Below are 23,077 nucleotides of genomic sequence, written 5' to 3' on the forward strand. Positions count from 1 at the left end.
CCTGTACCTCTTAACGACTATTATACAGATATATATTCATTTCAGCAGATCCATTTATTGTTCCTTACGGAAAGCGGTTGGGGACACACCGACATATTTGCGGAATTTGGCATTAAAATAATCGGAATTCATATATCCAACTCTTTCAGCAACCTCGTATACTTTCATTCCCTGATTCAAAAATTGCTTGGCCTTCTCGATTCTGACTTTGTCCAAATAAGTATTAAAGTGCTCGCCTACCTGATTTTTGAACATTTTACCTAAATATGCGCTGTTGTAATTGAAGACTTCGGCAAGCGATCCCAGCTTCAGGTTCTCATTATAGCGGCGTTGAATCAGATCGGTAATCCGTTTGATCTCGTCGCCGCGGCCGCCGCTGTTCATCTGCCTGGAGATTTGCTCCATATAATCTGCGACCTGCTTCTCTACGTCAATCAGATAATCGCTGCCGTATACCTCGCCTATAGGAGAAGGATGACTAAGGATGAAGCTGCGGAAATCGGGGCTAGCCGCTTCCAGACGGGCGATAGTACTGCTTACAATTCGCATCAGATTTTCCTTAATATAGGTTTCGTCACGCTTTGCTGCAACCAGCTTACGGACAATTTGCCCTACCAGCATGGGAATGGCCTCATTGCTTCCGGTCTCTATGGCCAGCAGCAGTTGTACCTCTACATCCCGTTCGGGGTCCGGCTCCTCCTCCGGTTCCGGCTCAGGTTCCGCCCAATCATCGGTTGTTCCGCTCAGAATAATACCCTTCCGGCCAAAAAAAGCCTCTTCCAGCAGCCCGGCGGCCGCTGTAAAAGACCGTGATGCCTCCTCGGGTCCGGCTGCGCTCCCCCCTGCAGCGGCGCAAAATTCGAGCCCATACCCGGTAATGACTGCATTCAGCTTCCGCCACAAGGCGGCACGGCCGGCATCATCCTGGAGCGGTTCCTTCAGAAGGATGCCTAAATAAGGCGGCAAAGTGAATATTAATCCCGTATCCGGCTGCCACTGCTGCTCAAGCTCGCTTCTCACCTGCTCTTCACGGATATCTCCGCCCTTATGCAGTCCCTTGAATTCCAGGAGCACGACCTCGCAGCTATGCCCTTCCAGACCAAGCTCCACAGCAGCTTCAGCCCTGGGGGCATCTTCCACCTGCGGCTGCAGCAAATGACGCAGCAAAGTATCCTCATTGCGCACAGTTTCATTGTTCTGCCATTCGCTGGCACGTTCCTCCCGGGATATGGTGTCCCGCAACTCCTGCAAATAGGAGATCAATTCCTCTTCATCCACCGGTTTCAGCAAATACCCGTCAATATGATAGGAAATGGCCCGTTTGGCATATTCGAAGTCCGCATAACCGCTGAGGATCAGCACATGACAGTTAGCGTTTTCTTTACGCAGTTCGCCAACCAGCTCCAGACCATCCATGCCCGGCATACGGATATCAGCAATCATCAGCATGGGTGCAAGTGTCCGGAATTTATCAAGTGCTTCCAGCCCACTCGCGGCTGTCCCGACTACAGTATAGCCATACTCCTCCCATGGAATCAGTGTACGCATCCCTTCCCTCAGTTTGGGCTCGTCATCTACAATCAGCACTTTTATCATCTGCGGTCAACCCCTAAGGCAGAATCCCAGAAGGCCCTTACGGACCCTCCGGCAATTCCAAGATATAGGCCCGAGCTTGCCCAGGCTCTGACTATTTACGGTATTGTGCCAGTTTATCATTTAGTGAACGTGTCTGCCCATAAACTTCCTGATACAGCCCAAACAATCCATCATAGGTTGCGGCTTGCTGAGCATTCGGTTTGTACACTTCTGCAGGACGGATGAAGGCTTCTGCGCATTCACCGAGAGATTCGAACCAGCCGGCACCGTAAGCTGCCAGCATAGCCGCACCCATAGCCGGTCCCTGCTCGCTCTCCAGCTTGATGATCGAAGCATTAAAAATATCCGCCTGCATCTGCAGCCAGGCTTCATTCTTGGCACCTCCGCCAATCGCTACAACCTCGTTAATTTCCTTGCCGGAGTCACGCACGATATCAATAGATTCCCGCAGCGAGAACGTAATTCCCTCCAGCACCGAACGGGTGAAATGAGCCAGAGTATGCCCGGAATCCATGCCGATAAAGCTGCCGCGGATATTAGGATCGGGATACGGAGTACGCTCACCGACAATGTATGGTGTGAACAGAAGACCGCCGCTGCCGGCAGGGATGGAATCGATGCCTTGAAGCAGTTCATCAAAGCTTTTGTCCCCTGCAAAGGTTTCTTTGAACCAGGTGAGACTATAACCAGCAGCCAGTGTAACCCCCATGATGTAGTAGGCATCCTTCTCCCCATGGTTGAAGAAATGGACCTTGCCTTCCAGGTTCAGGTCTTTATTGCTCTCATAGGACAGGATCACACCGGAGGTCCCGATGCTGCACATGGTCCGGCCTTCACCAAGAATGCCGGCACCGAGTGCACCACATGCGTTGTCTGCGCCACCAGCGAATACTTTGGTGGACGGGAGCAGGCCGGATGCTTCAGCAATTTCCGGAAGCAGCGTGCCAGTCTGGTCGAAGGATTCCACAAGCTTTGGACAAAGGGATACCGGCAGGCCGAAGGCCTCAGCGATTTCTGCACTCCATGTTTTGGAGGCCACATCCAGCAGCAGCGTGCCTGCGGCATCGGAATAATCCATGGCGTAATCACCTGTCAGCCGGTAACGAACATAATCCTTCGGCAGAAGGAATAGCTCAGCCTGTGCCAGCACCTCCGGCTCGTTCTCCTGCACCCACAGAATCTTAGGCAGAGTGAAGCCTTCCAGAGCTCGGTTTCTGGCAATTTCGATCAGCTTGGCGCCGAGCGTCTTCTCGATCTTCCGGCATTGCGCCGTAGTCCGGGTGTCGTTCCAGAGAATCGCCGGACGCAGCACCTTGCCTTCACGATCCACCAGCACCAGTCCGTGCATCTGGCCGGAGAAACTGATGCCGTCCACTTGCGACGGGTCCACTCCGGATACTTCAATCAGACGGTGTAAGCTGACCAGCGTTCCCTGTACCCAATCCTCAGGATTCTGCTCACTCCAGTTCGGCTGGGGACGGCTTAAGGGATAGGATTCGGAGTGCTCAAAAGCCACCTTTCCCTGCGGATCTACCAATACAGTTTTTACAGCACTGGTTCCAAGATCGACACCGATTACATATTTCATAATTAGCCTCCTAAAAGTTACTTTTCTATTCAATAGAAAAGGGGCTGCCGAAGAATGCTCTCTTCAGCAACCCCCGTTGCGTTAGTGATCTGCCCAATCTACGGACAGCACCGGTAATCCGGTGTAGTCTTACTCAGCTGTCAGGATGTACTGGTTCAATGTAGCTCTGAGCAGTTCTTGACGTCCGGACTGGTTCGGACGCGGAGTTTCATTGTTCAATGCATAATCAGCCAGCGAAGCCAAGGTTGCTTTGCCGGACACGATGTCAGCGCCTACGCCTTCAGTGAAGCTGCTGTAACGTTTAGCGATGAAGTCGTCGAATACGCGGTCTTCAATCAGCTTAGCGGCAACTTTCAGACCCTTAGCATAGATATCCATACCGGAGATGTGTGCCAGGAACAGGTCCTCAGGCTCGAAGGAAGGACGGCGTACTTTGGAGTCAAAGTTAATACCGCCTTTACCCAGTCCATCATTCTTCAGCACTTCATACAGGGTCAGGGTAGCATCGTAGATGCTTGCAGGGAATTCATCTGTATCCCAGCCGAGAAACGGATCGCCCTGGTTCGCATCCAGCGATCCCAGCATGCCGTTGATGCGGGCTACACGCAGCTCATGCTCGAAAGTATGGCCGGCAAGTGTCGCATGGTTAGCTTCAAGATTCAGCTTGAAGTGTTTATCAAGGTTGTACTTCTGCAGGAACGCGATCGTTGTTGCTGCGTCGAAGTCATATTGATGTTTGGTAGGCTCTTTCGGTTTAGGCTCGATCAGGAACTGGCCGTCGAAGCCGATTTCCTTAGCGTAGTCTACAGCCATGCTGAACAGGCGGGCAATGTTGTCCTGCTCAAGGCCCATATCTGTATTCAGCAGAGTTTCGTAGCCTTCACGGCCGCCCCAGAATACATAGTTGTCAGCGCCCAGACGTTTACCGACTTCCAGACCTTTCTTAACCTGTGCAGCTGCGTGTGCATACACATCAGCGTTGCAGGTGGAGCCTGCACCGTGCATATAGCGCGGGTTGGTGAACATGTTGGCAGTGTTCCACAGCAATTTTTTGCCGGATGCCTTCATGCCTTGTTCAAGGATGTCTACGATGGTATCGATGTTGCTGTAGAACTCGCGCAAAGACGCGCCTTCAGGAGCGATATCCACGTCATGGAAGCAGTAGTAATGCAGGTCCATTTTTTCCATGAACTCAAATGCTGCTTCTGCACGGGCTTTTGCCTTGTCAATCGTGTTCAGCTTATCCCAAGCGCGGACTGCAGTTTCAGCGCCGAACGGATCGGCGCCGCCAGCTGTTAGTGTATGCCAATAAGCCATTGCAAACTTCAGGTGCTCTTCCATGGTTTTGCCGGCTACAATTTCTTTCGGGTTGTAGAATTTGAATGCATAAGGGTTGGTGGAACGGCTTCCCTCGTAAGAGATCTTGCTCACTGATTCAAAATAAGCCATTTGTGTAATCCTCCTCGATATTTTGCTTCGCCCGCAAGCGTTTACAGCAACATCTTAACACATCTTTTTGACTTTGTATATTGGTTAAACAAAGTTTTTTTGTAACTTATAATTTCTCGAATTGGAGCGTCCCGCAGCCCCTGCGGACAATCCTCTCTCTTATTCTTCACTAACATAAAGTACCCCCCGGCCCCTGTGCCTATGCGTCTATTACATTCGGCCCGCAGTCCGGCAAGCTCTAGATTGCTGCTTACGCTTTCTCCTTGTTCAGCATGGTTGCAAGAACTCCTGAAGCCAATTCATATCCAGCGCCACTGTTGCATTTTAGCGCGCATCGCACTAGACTAAGTGGCATACTCTTATGAGAACGTTGCCAAGAAGGAAGTGTAGTTAGTGAAGGTTACGGGTGATCAGGCGCTGGTCAAAAAAATCAATAAATCGATTATTTTACATACGATTCGGATGCAGTCTCCGGTATCTCGGGCCCGGGTATCCGAAATGACCGGACTGAATAAAGCCACCGTATCCAATCTCGTGGCCGAGCTCTGCGGGCAGGAACTGGTCACCGAGGCCGGGCCGGGTGAATCAAGCGGCGGCCGTAAACCGCTGATGCTGCATTTCAACAGCAAGGCTGGCAGTGTAATCGGCATCGAACTGCAGGTGAAGCAGCTGAAGGCGGTCTTATGCGATTTGGACGGGAGCATTCTTCACGAGTTGGACCGCCAGCTGGAAGTCCATGACCTGCCTTATGTATTGGACAAAATGAAGAGTATGATCTCGGAGCTGATTGCAGCAGCCCCTTCCTCGCCATACGGCATAGTGGGGATTGGGGTAGGGGTGCCAGGGATGGTGGATGAACATGGTGTGGTGCTATTCGCACCCAATCTGGGCTGGGAAATGGTCGATCTGCGGGGCATTCTCGAGCAGTCTTTCGAAGTCCCGGTGACGATCGACAACGAGGCGAATGCAGGCGCCCAAGGGGAGCTGAACTTCGGAGCGGCGCGTGATGTGCGCCATCTGCTCTATATCAGTGCAGGCTCGGGGATTGGTTCTGGAATTATTATCGGCGGAGAGCTGTACAAGGGGGCACGCGGATATGCCGGTGAGACCGGCCATATGACTATAGAGGCGGAAGGCAAACCCTGCAGCTGCGGCAGCCGTGGCTGCTGGGAACTATACGCTTCAGAGAAAACTTACGACAATCCCGGGCTGGCGCTGCCTGCCCGCAGCACATCCGAGCTGGTCCGGCATGCACTGGAGGGGCAGGAAGACACATTGTGCCATTTCAATACCATCGGCGAATATCTCGGGATCGGTGTTACCAATCTTATCAACAGCTTTAACCCCGAGCTGATCGTGATTGGCGGTGCTCTATCTGAAGCCGAGCCTTGGCTGGGCGAGCCGCTGCGCAGAGTGGTTGCCGAGCGGACCCTGCCGTATCATAAGCAGCAGCTCGAAATCGTCTTTTCACGGCTGGGCAGCCGCGGGACCATGGTCGGAGCGGGTTTTTCAGCAGTGATGCATTTCCTTGGGAACATCCGGGTGACGCTCTAGGCAAAATTGACGTAAAATTGCCGCAATTATAGGGGCAGCAGTACAGAAAAAGGAAGATCAATCCTTTATAATAGGGGGTAAAAGTGTGACAAATGTCACTACAATCCCTTTTCTGAATGGAGAGAGAGTCCATGACTTATGTTGATACGTCTGATATTTCGGCGCAGATGTTCATCACTGTACTGCTGCTGCTGCTCATCATCGCTCCACTCATTAGCCTCGGCGTTCTTCGCCTGTTCCAGTCGAAAAAAAAATCAGGATTGCTGCTTATTACCTGCGGAATTGCTGTCTATGCCCTTTTTCAAATCATTATGTATATTTACAGCTAAACCGCTCCACCCCCGGGTACTTCTCGCCCAAACTGCTAATCTTAAATCCGCAATGGCTATAAAAACCCACAGCTTCCCGGTCCGTCTCAGCCTGAAGCGTTTCGATGCCGCCGCATTTCCGGAGTTCTCCGATCATTGCAGCACCAATTCCACGGCCCCGCCAGCGGGTCTGAACGGCGATATGCAGGATTTCCGCTTCCGTTCCCGGACCTCGCCGGATGCCGATCAATCCCGCCAGTTCACCATCTATGAAGGTGCCCTGCAGTTCCCGTGAATCTTCAGCAAGATAGCGGTCCACTTCCTCCCGTACACGCTCCTCGTCCGCCATCATGCACTCTGCAAGCAGCCGTTCAACAGCATTCCTATCCCAATAATTTTCCAAACTGATCAACATTCCTCATCGCCTCCTTATCCTAATATGTATACAAAAAGCCGCCTCCAGCGCGGAAGCGGCCCTTGTTTCCTCAAGCAGAGGAGTACCTGGTCTGACGATTATACAGTAGCCAACGCCTTGTCGAATTGGGTTTTATTCATGCCAACGATTTTGAAATCGCCGATGACGGTTACAGGTACAGCCCGCATCCCCATATCCCACACCTGCTGGGCAAAATCATCATTTTGTTCAATGTTGCGCTCCTCGTAGGAGACGCCCTTCTCACTCAGGAAGCTTTTGACCTGACGGCAATGGGGACAGTTGGTCGAGGTGTATACAATTACGTTTTCCATGTTCTAATCTCCTCCTAAAAGCTTTATCGACTTACACTAAAACATCAGCTTACTATATTATAGCACCGTGGTGCCTGCAATACCAAGGGCATTTTACAAAATAACTGCACTGTGCTCCAGGCTCTCAATGTACTTCTCAGCATCCATAGCCGCCATACATCCGCTGCCCGCTGCGGTAATCGCTTGTTTGTAACGGGTATCCTGTACATCTCCGCAAGCGAAGACGCCGGGAATGTTGGTTTCGGAAGTGCCTGGATTCGTGACGATATAGCCGTTCGCATCCGTCGTAATCTGTCCGCCAAGGAATGCCGTATTCGGATGATGCCCAATAGCGACAAACACACCGCTGGCCTCAATGAACTCTTCTTCCCCGGTTTCATTATTAAGCACTTTAATTCCGTTCACACCTCTATCGCCGGCAGTTACTTCCAGCGGAGTGCGGTTCAGGCCCCAGGCAACCTTTTCATTGTCACGGACCCGGTCCTGCATGATTTTGGAAGCACGAAGTTCTTCACGACGGTGCACAAGGGTTACTTTGGAAGCAAAACGGGTCAGGAAACCCGCCTCTTCAAGAGCTGAGTCGCCGCCGCCGACCACCACGATCTCTTTGCCCCGGAAGAAAAATCCGTCGCAGGTTGCACAAGTGCTGACACCGCGTCCGATATTATCCTGTTCACCCGGGATGCCCAGGTATTTAGCTGTTGCACCTGTCGAGAGAATCAGAGTATCCGTAGTCAGTGCGCCCATCCCTTCAACATTCAGCTTAAAAGGGCGTTCCCCAAGCTCTACACTGTTCACCCAGCCTGTAACAAACTTGGCACCAAAGCGTTCAGCCTGCTTGCGCATATTATCCATGAGCTCCGGACCCATGATGCCATCGGGGAATCCTGGAAAATTCTCCACTTCCGTGGTGGTGGTAAGCTGTCCGCCCGGCTGAGGCCCTTCAATAACCAATGGATTCAGATTGGCACGGGCCAGGTAGATGGCCGCAGTCAATCCGGCAGGGCCGGTTCCGATAATAATTGATTTATACATGACTATATCCTCCTTGAGATGGACGGCTAAGGCACCGCTCTATATTTCCTTAATTAAAATTATTATAATGTAGTACTAATTATGCTCATCTCAAGGGAATCTGTCAATATGCCAGACACGATGTAATCGCTCTATTTTGTGAACAATTCAATTTTAAGCAACCTATTAGGAGAAATGGGTAAACAGTAAGGATTCCAGACCTTTTTTAACGCAAAAGTCTCAGTCCGTTCAGGATGACAAGGATCGTGCTGCCTTCGTGGCCAACGACTCCAAACGGAAGGGCAATCCCCTGTAAAAAGTTGCTCAGCATCAAGGTAGCTATGACCGTGACGGCAAAGATCATATTCTGCTTCACGATCCGCTGGGTACGGCGGGCCAGCTTAATTGTTGAGGCGATTTCCTCAATATTGTCATTCATCAATACCACATCGGCAATCTCCAGTGCTGCGCCGCTTCCGTTCATGCCCATCCCCATGCCAACTGTGGCTGTAGCGAGTGCCGGAGCATCATTCACCCCGTCCCCGACCATAATTACATTCCCGTATTGTTCACGCAGTGCTTTGATGTGCGTCACTTTGTCCTCAGGCAGCAGTCCTGCGAATACAAGATCCACACCGGTCTGCCCGGCTATCACTTCTGCTGTCGCCACGCGGTCACCCGTCAGCATAGCCACTTTAATGCCAAGCTGCTGCAGCTTCCGAACCGCCGCAACCGCCTGCAGACGCACCGTATCCTGGAGCGCAATCATCCCGGCAATCCGTTCGCCGTCGAGAATCAGCGATACTGTCTTGCCTTCGCTCTCCAGCTGCTTGCGGAGCGATCTCCACTGCTCATCCTGGAGTTCATTACGTTCATCCAGCAAATTGGACTTGCCGATTCTCCACAGCTGCCCTGCGATCAGTCCTTCAATCCCCCAGCCGGTAACCGATGTGCTCTCTTCAATTACATGCAGCACAAGGTGTTCTTCCTCTGCCTTGCGGACAATTGCCTCTGCCAGCGGATGGCGGGACAGCTTCTCAATCGACGCGCTGACCCTCAGCAGCTCATTGCGGTCATACTCTTCTCCGGCTATAAAATCAGTCACCTGCGGAAGCCCAGCAGTCAAAGTCCCGGTCTTGTCAAAAGCAACTACCGAGGTTTTCGCCATATTCTCCAAATGGACGCCGCCTTTGAAAAGAATGCCTTTCCGGGCACTTTTAGAGATTGCCGACAGCATGGCTGGCATAATGGATGAAACCAAGGCGCAAGGAGAAGCCACTACAAGAAACACCATTGCTTTATAGAAGGTAGCGCTCCAGCTCCAGTCCAGAACTAATGGCGGCAGTGCAATCAGTACGATCGTCGCAGCAACCACTACACGGGCATAGATGGACTCCAGCCGTTTGATAAAGCGTTGCGATTCGGGCACCTCGGTTTCGGCTTCTTCCACCATTTTGATAATTTTCGAAAACAAAGTGTTCTCCGCAGACTTGGTCACCTCTATATACAGCGGGCCTTCCCCATTGATGGTTCCGGCAAACACATCGCTGCCCGTACTTTTCTCTACAGGCAGGGATTCACCCGTGATGGATGCCTGGTTGACCGCCGATTCTCCCCGGTAGACGGTACCGTCTGCCGGAATAAGCTCACCCGGACGCACAAGCAGCAGATCTCCTACAGCGAGCAGATCAATCGCTACCTCACTCATAATCCCTTTTTCGATACGAACGGCAGTCGCCGGCTTCAGAGCCAGCAGTGATGAGATATCCTTCTTGCTGCGCTCCATCGTATAGCTCTCCAGGGCCCCGCTCAGCGCAAAAATAAAGATCAGCATCGCGCCTTCATTCCAGTACCCGATTGATGCGGCGCCCAGTGCGGCAGCAATCATCAGAAGGTTCACGTCCAGATCACGTTCCTTGACAAGTGTCTCCACGCCTTCTTTCGCCTTGATCCATCCGCCTACCGTGTAAGAAACCACATACAGAAGAACCGAGAACACCTCCGACCAGCCACTGACGGCCCAGGCGATCAGCATGAGGAGCCCGCTGCCAAGTGCAGCCTGCATTTCGGAATTGTGGAGCATGGCTTTGGGATCAAAACGGCGCGGCTGCGGGGTACGCGGCTGCTGCGCGCCTTCTCCCCGCGCCATGGATTTAGGCAGTTGTTTGGATGTAGCTTGCATAAGTAAATCACACTCCTGATTCATTTTTTTTGAAATACTGACTGAGAATGAGAGCCATTCTTAAGGCCCTTAAAATGACACATGCTGCCCCGGCTCAGCCGGGACAGCATGGTAAATGAGAATGATAATCGTTGTTGCCATTGTACAATTTTATTTCCTTAGTGCAACTTATAGCTATAATATATCACGATCTGCGAAAAAGTAAAGCCAGAACCAGACCTGATTTGAGATGCTTATTCTTAGACTCCAGGTGCGTAATCCCCTCTTTTTAGGATATTAATCTTTAACAGGATGAATAGCTATATACAGTTAACTAATATTATGTAAAAAAGCAGCCCGATCATGTTGGGATCTCGGGCTGCATGCTTCATGAATTTAAACTATAGTGTAACTTCTACTTTTACTGCTGCTTTTCCAGGATAGGCGGGTACGATGTTACCTTCCAGCCGCTGGCCATCGACACGGATTTCCTTCACACCCTTGCAGCTGCGAGAGCTGTTGGTCACGGAAATCTCATACAGGCAGCCGCGGAATTTCCGGCTCACCTTGAAGCCTTCCCACTCCGCAGGAATGCATGGATCAATGGACAGTCCCTCCAATACAGGCTTAATTCCCATAATATACTGGGTTGCGGCGATATACATCCATGCGGCAGTACCGGTCAGCCAGGAGACGTTAGCCAGTCCGAACTTGTCAGACTCAGGTCCGAACAGATTGGACGCATAGACGAACGGCTCTGCTTTGTAACGCCATAATCCAGCCTGCTCCATAGCGACGTTCGGAATCAGCTGGCGGTAATATTTGTAGGCCTGATCGCCTCTTCCCAGCAAGCATTCGGCAATAATAGCCCAGGTGTTGGCATGGCAGAAGACCGCTCCATTCTCCCCAGTGCCTTTATTATAATTGGTCAGCGGGTCCGCAGGATCCGGGAAGGTCGTGATGGAAGGATGCAGCTTCTTAATGCCCAGCTCTGTATCCAGAATATCACGCACACTGTCCATGGCCTGCACAGCTTTATCCGGGTCAGCCATGCCGGACAGGGTGGCCCAGGTTTGCGCATTGAGCCAGATTTTGGCCTCGTCATGCTCGTCTGTCCCCAGGAAACGCCCGTCATCCATCACCGCCCGCCGGAACCAGCGTCCATCCCAGCCCAGACTGTTCACCAGCTGCTTCTGATTCTCGTACAGAGCTTCATAGTCTGCCACATGCTCTGGATGACCGGATGCCACAGCCAGATCCTTCATGCGCAGAAGCACTGTTCCGAGCTGCATCGCAGTCCAGATGCTCTCCCCTTTGCCCTGGCGGCAGACCCGGAAAAGCTGGTCGTTCCAGTCCGAGCGCAGCATTAGCGGAAAGCCGTTGGGTCCCCTATGAGAGGCAGTGTAATCGATGGCACGTTTCAAATGCTCATATAGCGTGCCTTCACCGCCATCATAAAAGGGAAGGCTCTCCATCAGAAACCCTGCATCGCCGGTCTCCGCAAAAATATCCCATACGGCAAGCGCCGTCCACAGATGGTCATCGGAATGAATGCTGGTCACCGGGTCCCATCCCTCATTCGGGAAGAAATAATGGTTCACATGCCCATCCTGATATTGCTGCCCCAGCAGCAAACGGACTTTCTCTTTTGCCGCCTCGGGATCAAGCGGGACGACAGCTAATATATCCTGGGCCGTGTCGCGGAAACCCACTCCCCGGAAGGTACCGGTGGCATAGAAGGAGATATTGCGTGAAAAGAGGAAGTTCCGCTGTGCCTGATACGGATTCCATAGGTTGATCATCCGCTGCGCATCTTGATCCGGCAACTCGCACTTCCATCCGCCCAGATAATGGTCCCAGTTCTCCTTAAGCCCCGCATAAGAGCGGGCGACGAAATCCTCCTCACGCGAATGGGCGATGGCCCGCGCCACTTCTGCTTCGTTCATCGCCGTCCCGAGAAAGAAATTCACGGTGCGGGTTTCGCCGGGCTGCAGGGTCACCTGTACCTGGAGCGCACCGCAGGGGTCCCCGCCCAGGAGTGTTGAGCCCTTGCAGCCTCCCTGCTCAACGGCAACAGGATTGGACTCACTCCGGTAGCTGCCGATAAATTCTTCACGGTCACCGTCATAGCTGTACAGCGGCGCATCGGACATCATATACACCAGCGGTGTCTCGTCCGGCTTCGGCTGATTTTCCACACCGTATTTGTAGACAAGTGCTTCCCCGGGGTGATATTGCACGGATACCTGATGCTTGTTGTAGCACTGCCACTGCAGCTCCCGCATGAATTCCATCATCCCAAACTCGGCGTAGGCATACACATTCAGTATCTTCACCGCGGGACTGTTGTTGGTCAGCGTCAGATTCCAGATTAATGAGTTCTCATAAGGTCCGACAAAATAGACCGTCCGTGCTGAAATTTCATCCTCCCTCGCCTCGAAACGGGTATAGCCCAGGCCGTGGCTGCTTTTCCATTCCTGCGGCTTCTGGAAGGCTGGCTCATAGGTAGGACACCAGTAACTGCCCGTACCGGCATCCTGAAGATAAATATAAGGACCGGAGCGGTCGGTGGGCAGATGAAAAAAACGGTAGCGGGTAATCCGCCAGATCTGGGGCGATTTATAAAAAGCGACTCCACCGCCCGCATGGGACAACATGGTGTGGAATGTGCCGTTGGACAAGTAATTCATCCATGGCGTCGGCATATCATGACGCTTGAACTCCACTTCCTTCGCTTCGTCACGGAACGAGAAATACGCGTCCAGCTCCTCCATGCGGGCAAGCTTAACTTCACCAGCAGTTTTCGCGGCAGCCTTCTTGAGCTCTTCGCGGCCTGACTGGCCGGCTGGACTTAAGGGTCCGGATTGCTTCATCATTGGTTTGGCTCCTCTCGGGTTCGCAATGCTTACTTGGGCTCAACCTCATCCATCGTCATGCGGAACTCCAAATCGTTCATATACGTTCCGTCCCTGTTCAAGAAGACCATGCCAAAAGCAATGTCCTCCTCGCCTCCCTGCACAATAGCAATCAGCCGATTGGTTCCGCTTCTCAGTTCAATCTCCTTCTCCGGTGCGGCAACCTGTTGACCGTTCATATATATCTCAAATGCACAGTCCGATTTCACCCGCAGGGAGCCGGTGCGGATGGCTGAAGTCCCTATACCCGCTTCGGGAAGATGTACAAAGCAGCTCAGGAACAGCGGACGGCCTGCCGGGTCAGGAATTAGCAGTGTTCCGCCCTCGCGCCGTTCTTTTTTCTTCATCCAGCCGTACAGGCCTTCGCCCAGATTGTTCAAGGAAAATGCCGGATCGGTGTAGTATTCCTTCATGGCCTGGTAATCCACATAAGGCGGGCAGTACAGCGTCATTGCCGCTTCCACCGCCCATTCCGCATCACCTTTATCGCGGATCAGCAGTTCGTCCGCGAAGGACGCTCCGAGATTAGCGAGCAGGCGGGTATAGAGCCGCAGGCTTTTCTCGCTGTCGGAGTCCATAAGCAGCTGCGAGCAGATGATCTCCCCCTCCCCTGCGGTCAGCCGGATCAGAAAGGCTCCAGGCTCGCAGGCCTTGTCGCGGTTCAGCTCGACCAGCGCCAGCCTGCTGTATTCTCCGGTGTGCTGCCCGGCAAAGTAATCCTTCCAGGCGGTCCCCTCCACGCTGGTACACAGAACCTCAGCGTCCGGAACTTCCAGCCTGTACGCCGCCAGCTCCCGGTTCACTACGTCCCGGGGCGAGAGATGCACCTTGTCGAACCCGAACAGGTCGACAGGGCTGATTCCGCGGACGGCGGCGTGAGCGTAGTCCGCCTCCAGGTGGTACGTCCCGTGCGGTGCGATGCGCACGGGGCGTTCCAGCAGGCGGGCAAGCGCCTCCTGCCCGCCGGGTTCTGCCGGCAGCACGAGCACTCTGCTGCCGGCACTTGCAGCCTGCCGGACGGCTTCCGCCGCGCCCGGGCCGTTCAGCAGCGCGGCCTCCACCACGAGGAGACCGGGATTCAGGCTGGATAAGCCTGCGGCGCTATCCAGCCTTGTGCCCTTCAGGCGAAGCTTGCCGAGCAGAGCTTCCGCCGCCCCGCCGCTGCGGACCCATACCGCAGCGGGCAGGGGTGCCGCAGCCGCGTAATCGGCGCGGCCCGCGTATTGGAGCAGACTCCGCAGCAGCAGACAGGCCTGGGGGATCTGCTGGATATGGTCCATAATCTCCAGCTGATTGGCCAGGAACATTCCTGCACCGCTGCGGTATTCCAGAAGCGGCGACCACAGGTCTCCGCCGTCCCCGAAATCACCGCTGCTGCACTCCAGCAGGAGGGTAAAGTCTCCCGTCACAGGCTTTTCAAAGGCAGCCTTAATAATCGGCACCGGCCCTTCCTCGCGAAGCTCCTCATGCCAGAACATGAGATCCTTATCTCCAAGACCTTGGAGCACGGAATGTCCATAATCCCCCGCATGGGCACGGATGAATTCTCTGCGGACCAGCGGAAGCTTGCCAAGCGAAAGATGAAGCTGCTCCAGCAGCAGCAGCCTGCCGCCCTTCTCTACAAAAGCTCGCAGCTGACGGTCCAGCTCCCCGTCCCCATCCTGCATTTTACTGCCGACGATCAAGAGGATGCCGCCCGGCAACTGCTCTATGGCTTCTGCCTCCACCCGGATCAGGTTGGGGACCAGAACGCAGATGGATTGATAGTCCTTTTCGGAACCTATATAAACAGCGGGAAGTCCTAATTCGACCGGCTTGGTCTTAAAGCTGCCGGACAGCAGCCGGTACCTAAGGTTAAGCTCATGCTTCAGCTCTCCGCCGTGGAACAGCCTTGCAGTAAGGACTGCTTCTCCTTCGCGGGCGACGGCATCCGGCATCCACTCCAGGCGGATACTCCGGCGTTCGGCAGGTTCTTGACGGAACCCGAAATTCTGTGTATGCACCACCCGCCCGTCCTGCTGCACAGTACACTCAATGGTCACCGCTTGTTCCGCCAGCGTATCGTTATAGACATCGAAGCTGCGGCGGATCTTCGAGTCGTCGAAGAAGCAGCGGTTATACTCGGCAGCAATCATCGTTATCGGCTTGAAGGCCTCCGACATGACTGCAAAGGATGGATTGACCCGGTAGACCGGATATTCCTCCGGCAGCAGCCCGTTATTCAGTGAAAGCGAGTATGCCGGAATAAGCGCAGGCTTAGGGCCTGGCGTTGTCAGGTCGGCAGGCGGCAGGAAAATATTCCGGTCAGGCATTGACCGCATAAAATAATGGGCGAAGTTGAAGGTGGCGATGCCGGATACCCCCTGTCGCCGCGCGTATTCTATGAACAGCCGCTCCTTCTGTGCAAGGCCGGCAGCACTTGCGTCTGTATCGCGATATGCGCCAAGTCCCGTATACATGCTGCTGTTCTGCGGGCAAATGTACCACCAGCTGCCATGCTCTCCAAAGGTAAGCGGGACTGTGCGGTCCCACTGGGAGATCGTGCCGTCAATGTTATAGTGGCGGCTCTCCACTTCTGTAAGCTCCTTGGAGAGCAGGCGGTTATCCCCTTCCACCATAATCGGACGGGTGGAATCCAGCGCTCTCATAATATCTATCAGACCCGGAATGTATGGTTTGTAGTCATTCCGCCCGTCCACCCACCGCATCTCGTTCTGTACACTCCACAGGATGACGGAAGGATGGTTTTTATCCCGCTGCACTAGCCGCCGTACATGAGCCTTGCAATTGGCTATGAAATCCGGATGGGCGGCGTCCATTGTTTTGGCAGAGCCATAGATGGCGCTCTCGTCAACGATGAGCATCCCCTCTTCATCGGCAATCCGCAAATAATCCGCAGGATATGGCTCGGCATGCAGCCGGATGCTGTTGACACCTGCCTGTCTGCACATACGGTACCAATTGCGGATGTAATCCTCTGTCTGCTGTGCCGCCCCCTGGAAATGCCAGGAGTCTCCGCGCAGGTTGACCGGAATTCCGTTCAGCATAAACTGTGAGCCTTTGCACCAGAATTCCCTGAAGCCGAACGTCTCGGTCCGGCGGTCGAGGATTTCCTCCCCTGCCCGAAGCTCCAGCTCCAGATCATACAGAACCGGAGTTTCCGGGCTCCACAACTTGGCTTCCTGCCAGGGTAAAACAAACCGGGCTTCCTGCCACTTCCGGTGATCTGTGTTCTCACATAATTGCCGGCCTTTCACAGCCTCCTGAGACACCGCTGTTGCACCAGCCTCTGCTTCAAGAACCGGCAGTTCCCCTTTTCCATCCATAGGCAAGGTGCCCGTTCGATGCTCCTTCACTTTAAGGATGACCTGCAGCGAATCCGCCGTTGAGGTAGCGGGCTCCATTCCTATCAGTGCATCCACCTCCAGGAGGCCTTGGCGGAAAAGGGTGCGGATTGTGATATCCTCCAGCGTTACAGGCGGATAGCCTTCGAGGAATACATCCTGCCATATCCCCCTTGAGATCCTGCCGAACCAGGAGCCGGCAAGGCCCGTAATCTTCTTATCCCCTGAGGGAAGCACCGTTTGATCAAAGCTTCCGCAGACCACATGCAGGTGCTGCTCCTGACCTGGCTTCACCCTGGTGCTGATATCCAGCCGCAAGGGCAGATACCCGTCCTCCCAGATGGCGACCCGCTCCCGGTCCAGATACACAGCCGCCTTCTGCATCATTCCATCGAAACGCAGGACCACCCGCTGCCCCAGCATACCCTCCGGGATCTGAAAGGACCGGTGCAGTACACCGGCCTCCGCTGCATCCCATTCGCTAGGATAGCCGTATACATCCAGCGGGGCGAACCCGTACTCCGCGATTTCCCCGAACCTTCTGCCGAACGGCTGCGGATAGCTGTGGCGCCAGCTTGAAGGAACCTGGATCTTGCGGGCTTCATACACCAGTCTCTCAGGAAGTGTCCGGCAGAGCGGCTGATCGTAGAGCGGCATGAAATCCCATTCACCGTTTAAACATAACGAGGTGTGCATCCTCTATTCACTCTCCTTTTTGCCGGCAGGAACCGGTATGTTAAGCACGATAGTGAGCTTTTTCCAAATTTCCTGGTCAGCCGGGGCATCCATCCATTTCATAAAATGCGGGTCCATTACTTCCCCCCATTGATCCGGTCTGAGATTCGTTGCGAGCTTTCCCGCATAAGGCGCCGGCTCCACCGTACTGGGCAGCTCGGCATAAAAGAACAGCAGGTTCTCATGAAGTCCGATGATTCCGTATTTGTCACCGTCTCCCGGGCGCTCCTCCTGATATTGGTAGTGATAATAGATATAGCTTGAAACCTGTTCCGGCTTCAAAAGCGCCACCCGTCCAAAGGGAGTACTCTCCTGTTGAGTGCGCTTCCAATGCTGCCCGGAAACCGGCTGCTGGTAGTGGAAAATGTCCATCATGGGCACCCACCATCTGGGCTGCTGTCCTCCCGGCCAAACCTTGAGCAGCTCCTCCCCATCTGCAAACAGCCGCTCCGGTTCATGCCGCTCTCCGCCGCATTCGTAATAAAGAAACAACTCGTTCCCTTCCTGGAATACGCTTAGCCGCGAAATATCCAGCATTTCCATTCGTTCATTCAGCAATGGGAGCCGGGATTGAAAAAAGAGCTCTGGAATCCCGCCCTCCCTGCACTCGGCCCTGTATAAACAGCGCTGCATAGTCACCCTCCAGCCTTATGTCATCTTCCTCTTCAGAGTAGCGCATCCGGCGGGCCGCTTCCTTGACGATCAGGACCATCTTTAGCATAATAACGACATGACAAAAAAACTCTATGCACGGGATCTGGGACTCGAACCCGGCTTCACTTTCCGTATTCAAAAATGCCCGCTGACGCATGATTATTATGTGCACTGCCATGATTTCTCGGAACTGGTGGTCATTCTGGAGGGAAGCGCAATTCATATCATTGAAGGAAAGGAGTACCCCGTTTCTGCGGGTCAGGTGTTTTTTATACACAGTGATATTTCCCACGGCTACAAAAATGTGCAGAATATTCAATACGTCAATGTCATGTTCCATCCCGACCAGCTGCTCCAGCTGCCAGAGCTTAAGCTTCTCCCGGGATTCCAGGCACTGTTTTATCTGGAGCCCTTTTTCCGCAAGGAAATGTTCTTCAAAGGCATGCTCGCTCTGCAGCCTGCTCAGCTTGATGAGGTGAATCTTTTGCTGGACCGGATTCTGGAGGAGCATGACCGGCAAATTGACGGCTACCGGCTGATGATCCGCACCTATTTCACGGCGCTCGTCGGCACGCTGTCACGGTATTACCGGCAGAATGGGGGCGGGACCGAGAACAAGGCACTGCGGATCGGGGAGGCGATCACCTATATTGAGGAGCATTTTTTGCAGCCTGTCTCTCTGCAGGGTCTGGCCGATCTGGCTTATATGTCCAAGCGCCAGTTCCTCCGTGTGTTCACCCGGAATTATCATACGACACCTATGGATTACGTTATCCGCAAAAGGCTGGACTACTCCTGCACGCTGCTGCGCAATCCAGAGCTGTCCATCTCGCAGGTGGCTATGGACAGCGGCTTCCGGGATCACAACTATTATTCCAGGCAATTCAGAAAAGTGTTCCAGTGCTCGCCTTCGGAATATCGGGTACATAAGGCGGGGCTGTGATTGCAGGCCGTCTATGTACAAGAATCTTGCTAATAGCCGCCGTCTCTAGCATTGTTCATAATGAAATCATTGAATAATCAGGAGGTTGAAATGTTATGAAAGTCAAGCTTGATCTTTTTCCGGGCGGTGTTACTAAAGCGCTAACAACGAGCTGGGATGACGGCAGAATCTATGACAGACAGCTTGTGGCGATACTGAACCGGCAGGGTCTGAAGGGCACCTTTCATTTGAATTCAGGGTTTTTCGGCAAGGAAAGCTATATCCTCGGAGAAGAAGTGTCATCCCTCTACAAGGGTCATGAAATATCCGCACATACCAGCACTCATCCCTTTCTTTCCATGACCCCCCGGGCGGGTATTGCTGATGAAATTCTGAAGGACCGCGGGCATCTGGAAACCCTTGCGGGCTATCCCGTGAGAGGTATGTCCTATCCGTTCGGTGACTACAGTGATGAGGTGCTGAGCATTCTTCCTGCACTGGGAATCGAGTATTCACGCACTGTGCAATCCCACGGCGGCTTCACCTTGCCGGATCATCTGCTGGCTTGGCACCCCACCTGTCATCACCGTGATATGCTGCCGCTCGGACAACGATTCTTGGAGGAGAAGCCCAGACATTCGCGGATGCAGCTCCTATATGTCTGGGGGCATAGCTATGAATTCAACGACAATCACAACTGGGAGGAATTAGAACAGTTCGCCGGCCTGATGGGCGGTCGTCAGGAGATCTGGTATGCGACCAATATCGAGATTGCCGACTATCTGTCTGCTGTACGGGGGTTGCGCTTCTCCGCTTCCCAAGCCATCGTGTATAATCCGTCAGCAGTAGATGTATGGATCACGGCAGAGGACCAGCCCCGCCAGATATCCGCAGGCGCTACGGTGCGGCTGGATTAAAGCAGGATGCGGCTGGAGCTTGCAGACAAAGGCTGAATTTCAACAGGAGTGTTTCCAACGATAATGGCCTGGGCTGAAGCAGATCCACCTGCGATGCTTCAACAACGGTATTTCTGCCGTTGTTACGGAGCAGATCCACCTGCGGCGCTTCCACAACGGCATTTCTGCCGTTGTTTCGGAGAGAACCCCTCCTTTGGCCGATTCAGCTTTTATTCGCAGCAGCAGATCATCATTCACTAAATAAAAAGAGACCCGATTTCTTCCTGCACCAGCCGCAGAAGAGATCGGGTTTCCTTGTTAAAGTGTGTGTTATCAACACATAGCTGGACTAGCTGCTCAGCCATCCTCCGGCGGCTGGCTTAGCCTGATCCTGCCGGGCCATCCAGGTCAGGCAGGCTGCCCGCAGCAGCGCTTCTGTCCGCTGGCCCGCGCTGCAAAAGATCCCGCCGAAGCCGATCCGGTACAGATCGGCCAGCGCATACGCCGCCGGGGCACCGGCGGCGAGCAGTACCGCCGCCGGCTTCACGCGCTGCACGGCGGCCAGGATCTCTTCCGCCGCCTTGGCGAAGCCTCCGGCGGCGTCTTCCGGCGCGGCTTCACCTGCCGCGCCGTCCAGCACCAGGAAATCGGCGATGCGCGCGATTTCCCCCGCGGCGGCGCGCTCCACATCGGGCGGAATCATCGCCCCGATGCGGCACGCCGCCGCGTAAGCGTGGCCGAGGGTCTGTTCGGCCACGCCCTCGATGAATTCGCGCTGCGCCGCGAATTCGGCTGCGCTGGCGGGATACGGCGCCAGCAGGTCCACGCGGCAGTCGCCGCCCAGGCGCTGGCGCTCCGCGACCGAAGCGAAAAGCGCCTCAAGCTGCGCATCCTGCAGCGCAGCCTGCCTGGCCGGCTGATCGGCCAGCTCCGGCATGAAGGGCAGCATAACGGCGGCCCAGGCCCCGTCCGCCGACTCCAGCAGTGCTGCTGCTGATGCACGCAACCGATAATAGATCCGCTGCAGAATCCGTTCCTCCTGCTCGGCGGTTTCGCTGAACAGCCAGCCCGCGTAGAGTTCGTTCACCTCAGGAGCAAACAGCCACTCCCCGCTGCGGATTAGGCAGGGGCCCGCAGGCAACGCTCCAGGTTCTTCCCGCAGAACCGTCCGCTCCTCGCGCCCATCCCGCAGCACCAAAAAAGCCGGACGTTCACCCGGACGTCTGAAATAAGCACGGTGCATCGGCTCGATTAAGCTTGTGCGCTCTCCTTCAGCAATAAACTCTGCAGCTGCGGAAGCCACAGACGCAGATTGGCTCATTTCTACCCCAATTGCCCGATCTCCGGCAAGATACTTGAACGGACGCTCTTCCTTATTCCGGTTATGCTCCTGCTCGCGTTCACCCTTCATTTCCGCACCCACCTTTTTAGCTTTGGATTGCTGCCGGCTTCCTTCGGGCTTCAGACCACCACCGGCATCGTCTGCATACTTCATCTTATAAATACGGGAACCCGCAGCAAAATATGCAAGCGTTACCAATTTATTAGGGGAACAATGCGGGGGAAAGTGTAACTCTGCCGCCGATCCCTTTTTAAGGAATAGGCATACAGCGCAAGTGATATCCTGCATTATTTAAGCGGATAAGCAGCAGCTACATTTCATGAAAAAGGCCACTATCCCATTACGCCGCTCACCGATCGATGAACGATTGCGTATTTGGATAGTGGCCTGTACACACTCTGACTTATTGTTGGCTGGCTGCGATGGCCTGCTCCAGATCATATAGAATATCGTCGATGGATTCTGTACCGATGGAGAGCCGGATTAATTCCGGGGTAACCCCCGCGGCAATCTGTTCCTCATCCGAAAGCTGCTGATGCGTGGTGCTCGCCGGATGAATAATCAGCGATTTGGAATCACCGACATTGGCCAAGTGGGAGAACAGCTTCACGCTCTCAATCAGCTTAACCCCGTTAGCCGCTCCGCCCTTGATTCCGAAAGTGAGAATAGCGCCCTGCCCCTTGGGGAGATACTTCCGGGCCAGCTCATACGATGGATGGCTTGGAAGTCCCACATAGCTGACCCAGTCCACAGCTTCATGCTGCTCCAGATAGCGGGCTACCTTCAGTGCATTCTCACTGTGACGCTCCATTCTCAAATGAAGGGTTTCTAGGCCCTGCAGCAGCAGCCAGGAGTTGAACGGCGAGATCGCTGCACCCAAATCACGCAGCAATTGTACGCGTGCTTTGATGATATAGGCAACCGGTCCTACAGCTTCCGCATAGACCAGTCCGTGATAGCTTGGATCAGGTTCGGTCAGGCCGGGGAATCGTCCGCTTGCCTTCCAATCAAACTTGCCGCTGTCCACAATCACCCCGCCGATGGAGGTTCCGTGTCCGCCAATAAATTTGGTAGCAGAATGGACAACAATATCTGCACCAAATTCAATAGGACGAAGCAAGTACGGACTTGGGAACGTATTGTCCACAATCAGCGGGATTCCATGCTCATGGGCGATAGCCGCCACCGCTTCGATATCCAGCACATTTCCCTGCGGATTGCCGATGGTTTCGGCGTACAGGGCCTTTGTCTTGTCCGTTATCGCACTGCGGAAGTTCTCCGGATCATCTGAATCCACAAAGTGCACCTTGATTCCCAGCTTCGGAAGTGTAGTGGAGAACAAATTATAAGTACCGCCATACAGGCTGGCAGATGAGACAATCTCATCTCCGGCCCCGGCAATATTAAGGATGGAAAAAGAAATTGCCGCTGACCCGGAAGCTGTCGCAAGCGCACCCGCCCCGCCTTCCAGTGCAGCAATACGCTGCTCGAAAACATCGGTGGTCGGATTCATCAGACGGGTATAGATGTTGCCGAACTCCTTCAGCGCGAACAAATTGGCGGCATGCTCGGCGTCACGGAATCCGTAGGAAGTGGTCTGGTAGAGCGGTACTGCACGTGCGAAGGTAGTAGGATCAATCTCCTGGCCTGCATGCACGGCTAACGTTTCAAATGACAGCTTGCGGTCTTCTGACAATGGGTTTTCCTCCCTTGATCTGTGTGATGGTAAACCTTAACAACTAAGAATTGTACCTATTCTCTCACAATCTATGTTATTTGGGAAGAAAAATATCTCATTATTCCAATGTGTTTTATTCAGTTGAGAAGAACTGTGATTCGCAACATCCCGCCA

Annotated in this window: 17 protein-coding genes; 4 read left to right on the forward strand and 13 right to left on the reverse strand. The window is 53.8% G+C overall.

The features are described 5' to 3' along the window. Positions 1-54: 54 nt before the first annotated feature. The 3 genes from A3848_RS10945 to xylA form a co-directional block, all read right to left on the reverse strand. Complete coding sequence (locus A3848_RS10945; protein WP_074085001.1) at positions 55-1,596, reverse strand: response regulator transcription factor; 1,542 nt, start codon at positions 1,594-1,596, stop codon at positions 55-57. Positions 1,597-1,687: 91 nt separating this feature from the next. After that, positions 1,688-3,184 carry a xylulokinase gene (xylB, locus tag A3848_RS10950; protein ID WP_074085002.1) on the reverse strand — a complete coding sequence of 499 codons (1,497 nt, stop codon included), beginning with the start codon at positions 3,182-3,184 and terminating at the stop codon, positions 1,688-1,690. Positions 3,185-3,313: 129 nt separating this feature from the next. Beyond that, complete coding sequence (xylA, locus tag A3848_RS10955) at positions 3,314-4,633, reverse strand: xylose isomerase (protein ID WP_074085003.1); 1,320 nt, start codon at positions 4,631-4,633, stop codon at positions 3,314-3,316. 393 nt (positions 4,634-5,026) lie between these two features. On the opposite strand from xylA, the gene A3848_RS10960 reads away from it, so the two are divergent. Then, positions 5,027-6,187 (forward strand): ROK family transcriptional regulator, encoded by a 1,161-nt coding sequence (locus A3848_RS10960; RefSeq protein ID WP_074085004.1) that lies wholly within the window; start codon positions 5,027-5,029, stop codon positions 6,185-6,187. A 131-nt stretch (positions 6,188-6,318) separates the two neighbouring features. After that, positions 6,319-6,516, forward strand: coding sequence for a hypothetical protein (locus tag A3848_RS10965; RefSeq protein ID WP_074085005.1), 198 nt, complete (start codon positions 6,319-6,321; stop codon positions 6,514-6,516). On the opposite strand, the gene A3848_RS10970 is transcribed toward A3848_RS10965, so the two are convergent. The 7 genes from A3848_RS10970 to A3848_RS11000 form a co-directional block, all read right to left on the reverse strand. After that, entirely contained in the window at positions 6,497-6,910 is a 414-nt protein-coding gene (locus A3848_RS10970) for a GNAT family N-acetyltransferase (RefSeq protein ID WP_074085006.1), read from the reverse strand. The genes A3848_RS10965 and A3848_RS10970 overlap by 20 nt on opposite strands. A gap of 98 nt (positions 6,911-7,008) precedes the next feature. Continuing rightward, positions 7,009-7,242 carry a glutaredoxin family protein gene (locus tag A3848_RS10975; RefSeq protein WP_074085007.1) on the reverse strand — a complete coding sequence of 78 codons (234 nt, stop codon included), beginning with the start codon at positions 7,240-7,242 and terminating at the stop codon, positions 7,009-7,011. 93 nt (positions 7,243-7,335) lie between these two features. Then, on the reverse strand, positions 7,336-8,277 hold the full coding sequence (gene trxB, locus A3848_RS10980; RefSeq protein ID WP_074085008.1) for a thioredoxin-disulfide reductase: 942 nt from the start codon (positions 8,275-8,277) through the stop codon (positions 7,336-7,338). Positions 8,278-8,482: 205 nt separating this feature from the next. Next, positions 8,483-10,438 carry a heavy metal translocating P-type ATPase gene (locus tag A3848_RS10985; RefSeq protein WP_074085009.1) on the reverse strand — a complete coding sequence of 652 codons (1,956 nt, stop codon included), beginning with the start codon at positions 10,436-10,438 and terminating at the stop codon, positions 8,483-8,485. A 380-nt stretch (positions 10,439-10,818) separates the two neighbouring features. After that, positions 10,819-13,293, reverse strand: a complete 2,475-nt coding sequence (locus tag A3848_RS10990) for a GH36-type glycosyl hydrolase domain-containing protein (RefSeq protein ID WP_074085010.1) — start codon at positions 13,291-13,293, stop codon at positions 10,819-10,821. Positions 13,294-13,322: 29 nt separating this feature from the next. Next, positions 13,323-17,372 carry a glycoside hydrolase family 2 gene (locus A3848_RS10995; RefSeq protein ID WP_074085011.1) on the reverse strand — a complete coding sequence of 1,350 codons (4,050 nt, stop codon included), beginning with the start codon at positions 17,370-17,372 and terminating at the stop codon, positions 13,323-13,325. 3 nt (positions 17,373-17,375) lie between these two features. Continuing rightward, entirely contained in the window at positions 17,376-18,044 is a 669-nt protein-coding gene (locus A3848_RS11000) for a hypothetical protein (protein WP_074085012.1), read from the reverse strand. A 97-nt stretch (positions 18,045-18,141) separates the two neighbouring features. On the opposite strand from A3848_RS11000, the gene A3848_RS11005 reads away from it, so the two are divergent. Next, positions 18,142-19,008 (forward strand): AraC family transcriptional regulator, encoded by an 867-nt coding sequence (locus tag A3848_RS11005; protein WP_074085013.1) that lies wholly within the window; start codon positions 18,142-18,144, stop codon positions 19,006-19,008. A gap of 95 nt (positions 19,009-19,103) precedes the next feature. Continuing rightward, the gene (locus A3848_RS11010; RefSeq protein ID WP_074085014.1) at positions 19,104-19,904 is read left to right on the forward strand and encodes a polysaccharide deacetylase family protein; all 801 of its coding nucleotides are present in this window, start codon (positions 19,104-19,106) and stop codon (positions 19,902-19,904) included. Here A3848_RS11010 and A3848_RS32270 read toward each other — a convergent pair. From A3848_RS32270 to A3848_RS11020, 3 genes are all read right to left on the reverse strand, one after another. Further along, positions 19,885-20,058, reverse strand: a complete 174-nt coding sequence (locus A3848_RS32270) for a hypothetical protein (protein WP_178381971.1) — start codon at positions 20,056-20,058, stop codon at positions 19,885-19,887. The genes A3848_RS11010 and A3848_RS32270 overlap by 20 nt on opposite strands. A gap of 174 nt (positions 20,059-20,232) precedes the next feature. Then, positions 20,233-21,378, reverse strand: a complete 1,146-nt coding sequence (locus A3848_RS11015) for a hypothetical protein (RefSeq protein WP_178381972.1) — start codon at positions 21,376-21,378, stop codon at positions 20,233-20,235. A gap of 250 nt (positions 21,379-21,628) precedes the next feature. After that, the gene (locus A3848_RS11020; RefSeq protein ID WP_074085016.1) at positions 21,629-22,921 is read right to left on the reverse strand and encodes a homocysteine synthase; all 1,293 of its coding nucleotides are present in this window, start codon (positions 22,919-22,921) and stop codon (positions 21,629-21,631) included. Between the last annotated feature and the right edge of the window lie 156 nt (positions 22,922-23,077).

The organism is Paenibacillus sp. P32E (assembly GCF_001909085.1).
GTDB classification, from domain to species: Bacteria; Bacillota; Bacilli; order Paenibacillales; family Paenibacillaceae; genus Paenibacillus_AQ; species Paenibacillus_AQ helianthi.

Bases quoted from the DNA above. Each gene is read 5' to 3' on its own strand.
- A3848_RS11010 (WP_074085014.1), top strand. From the start codon at position 19,104: ATGAAAGTCAAGCTTGATCTTTTTCCGGGCGGTGTTACTAAAGCGCTA.
- A3848_RS10945 (WP_074085001.1), bottom strand. From the start codon at position 1,596: ATGATAAAAGTGCTGATTGTAGATGACGAGCCCAAACTGAGGGAAGGG.
- xylB (WP_074085002.1), bottom strand. From the start codon at position 3,184: ATGAAATATGTAATCGGTGTCGATCTTGGAACCAGTGCTGTAAAAACT.
- A3848_RS10995 (WP_074085011.1), bottom strand. From the start codon at position 17,372: ATGCACACCTCGTTATGTTTAAACGGTGAATGGGATTTCATGCCGCTC.
- A3848_RS11005 (WP_074085013.1), top strand. From the start codon at position 18,142: ATGACAAAAAAACTCTATGCACGGGATCTGGGACTCGAACCCGGCTTC.
- A3848_RS10990 (WP_074085010.1), bottom strand. From the start codon at position 13,293: ATGATGAAGCAATCCGGACCCTTAAGTCCAGCCGGCCAGTCAGGCCGC.
- A3848_RS11000 (WP_074085012.1), bottom strand. From the start codon at position 18,044: ATGCAGCGCTGTTTATACAGGGCCGAGTGCAGGGAGGGCGGGATTCCA.
- A3848_RS10975 (WP_074085007.1), bottom strand. From the start codon at position 7,242: ATGGAAAACGTAATTGTATACACCTCGACCAACTGTCCCCATTGCCGT.
- A3848_RS10970 (WP_074085006.1), bottom strand. From the start codon at position 6,910: ATGTTGATCAGTTTGGAAAATTATTGGGATAGGAATGCTGTTGAACGG.
- A3848_RS10965 (WP_074085005.1), top strand. From the start codon at position 6,319: ATGACTTATGTTGATACGTCTGATATTTCGGCGCAGATGTTCATCACT.
- xylA (WP_074085003.1), bottom strand. From the start codon at position 4,633: ATGGCTTATTTTGAATCAGTGAGCAAGATCTCTTACGAGGGAAGCCGT.
- trxB (WP_074085008.1), bottom strand. From the start codon at position 8,277: ATGTATAAATCAATTATTATCGGAACCGGCCCTGCCGGATTGACTGCG.
- A3848_RS10985 (WP_074085009.1), bottom strand. From the start codon at position 10,438: ATGCAAGCTACATCCAAACAACTGCCTAAATCCATGGCGCGGGGAGAA.
- A3848_RS11015 (WP_178381972.1), bottom strand. From the start codon at position 21,378: ATGAAGTATGCAGACGATGCCGGTGGTGGTCTGAAGCCCGAAGGAAGC.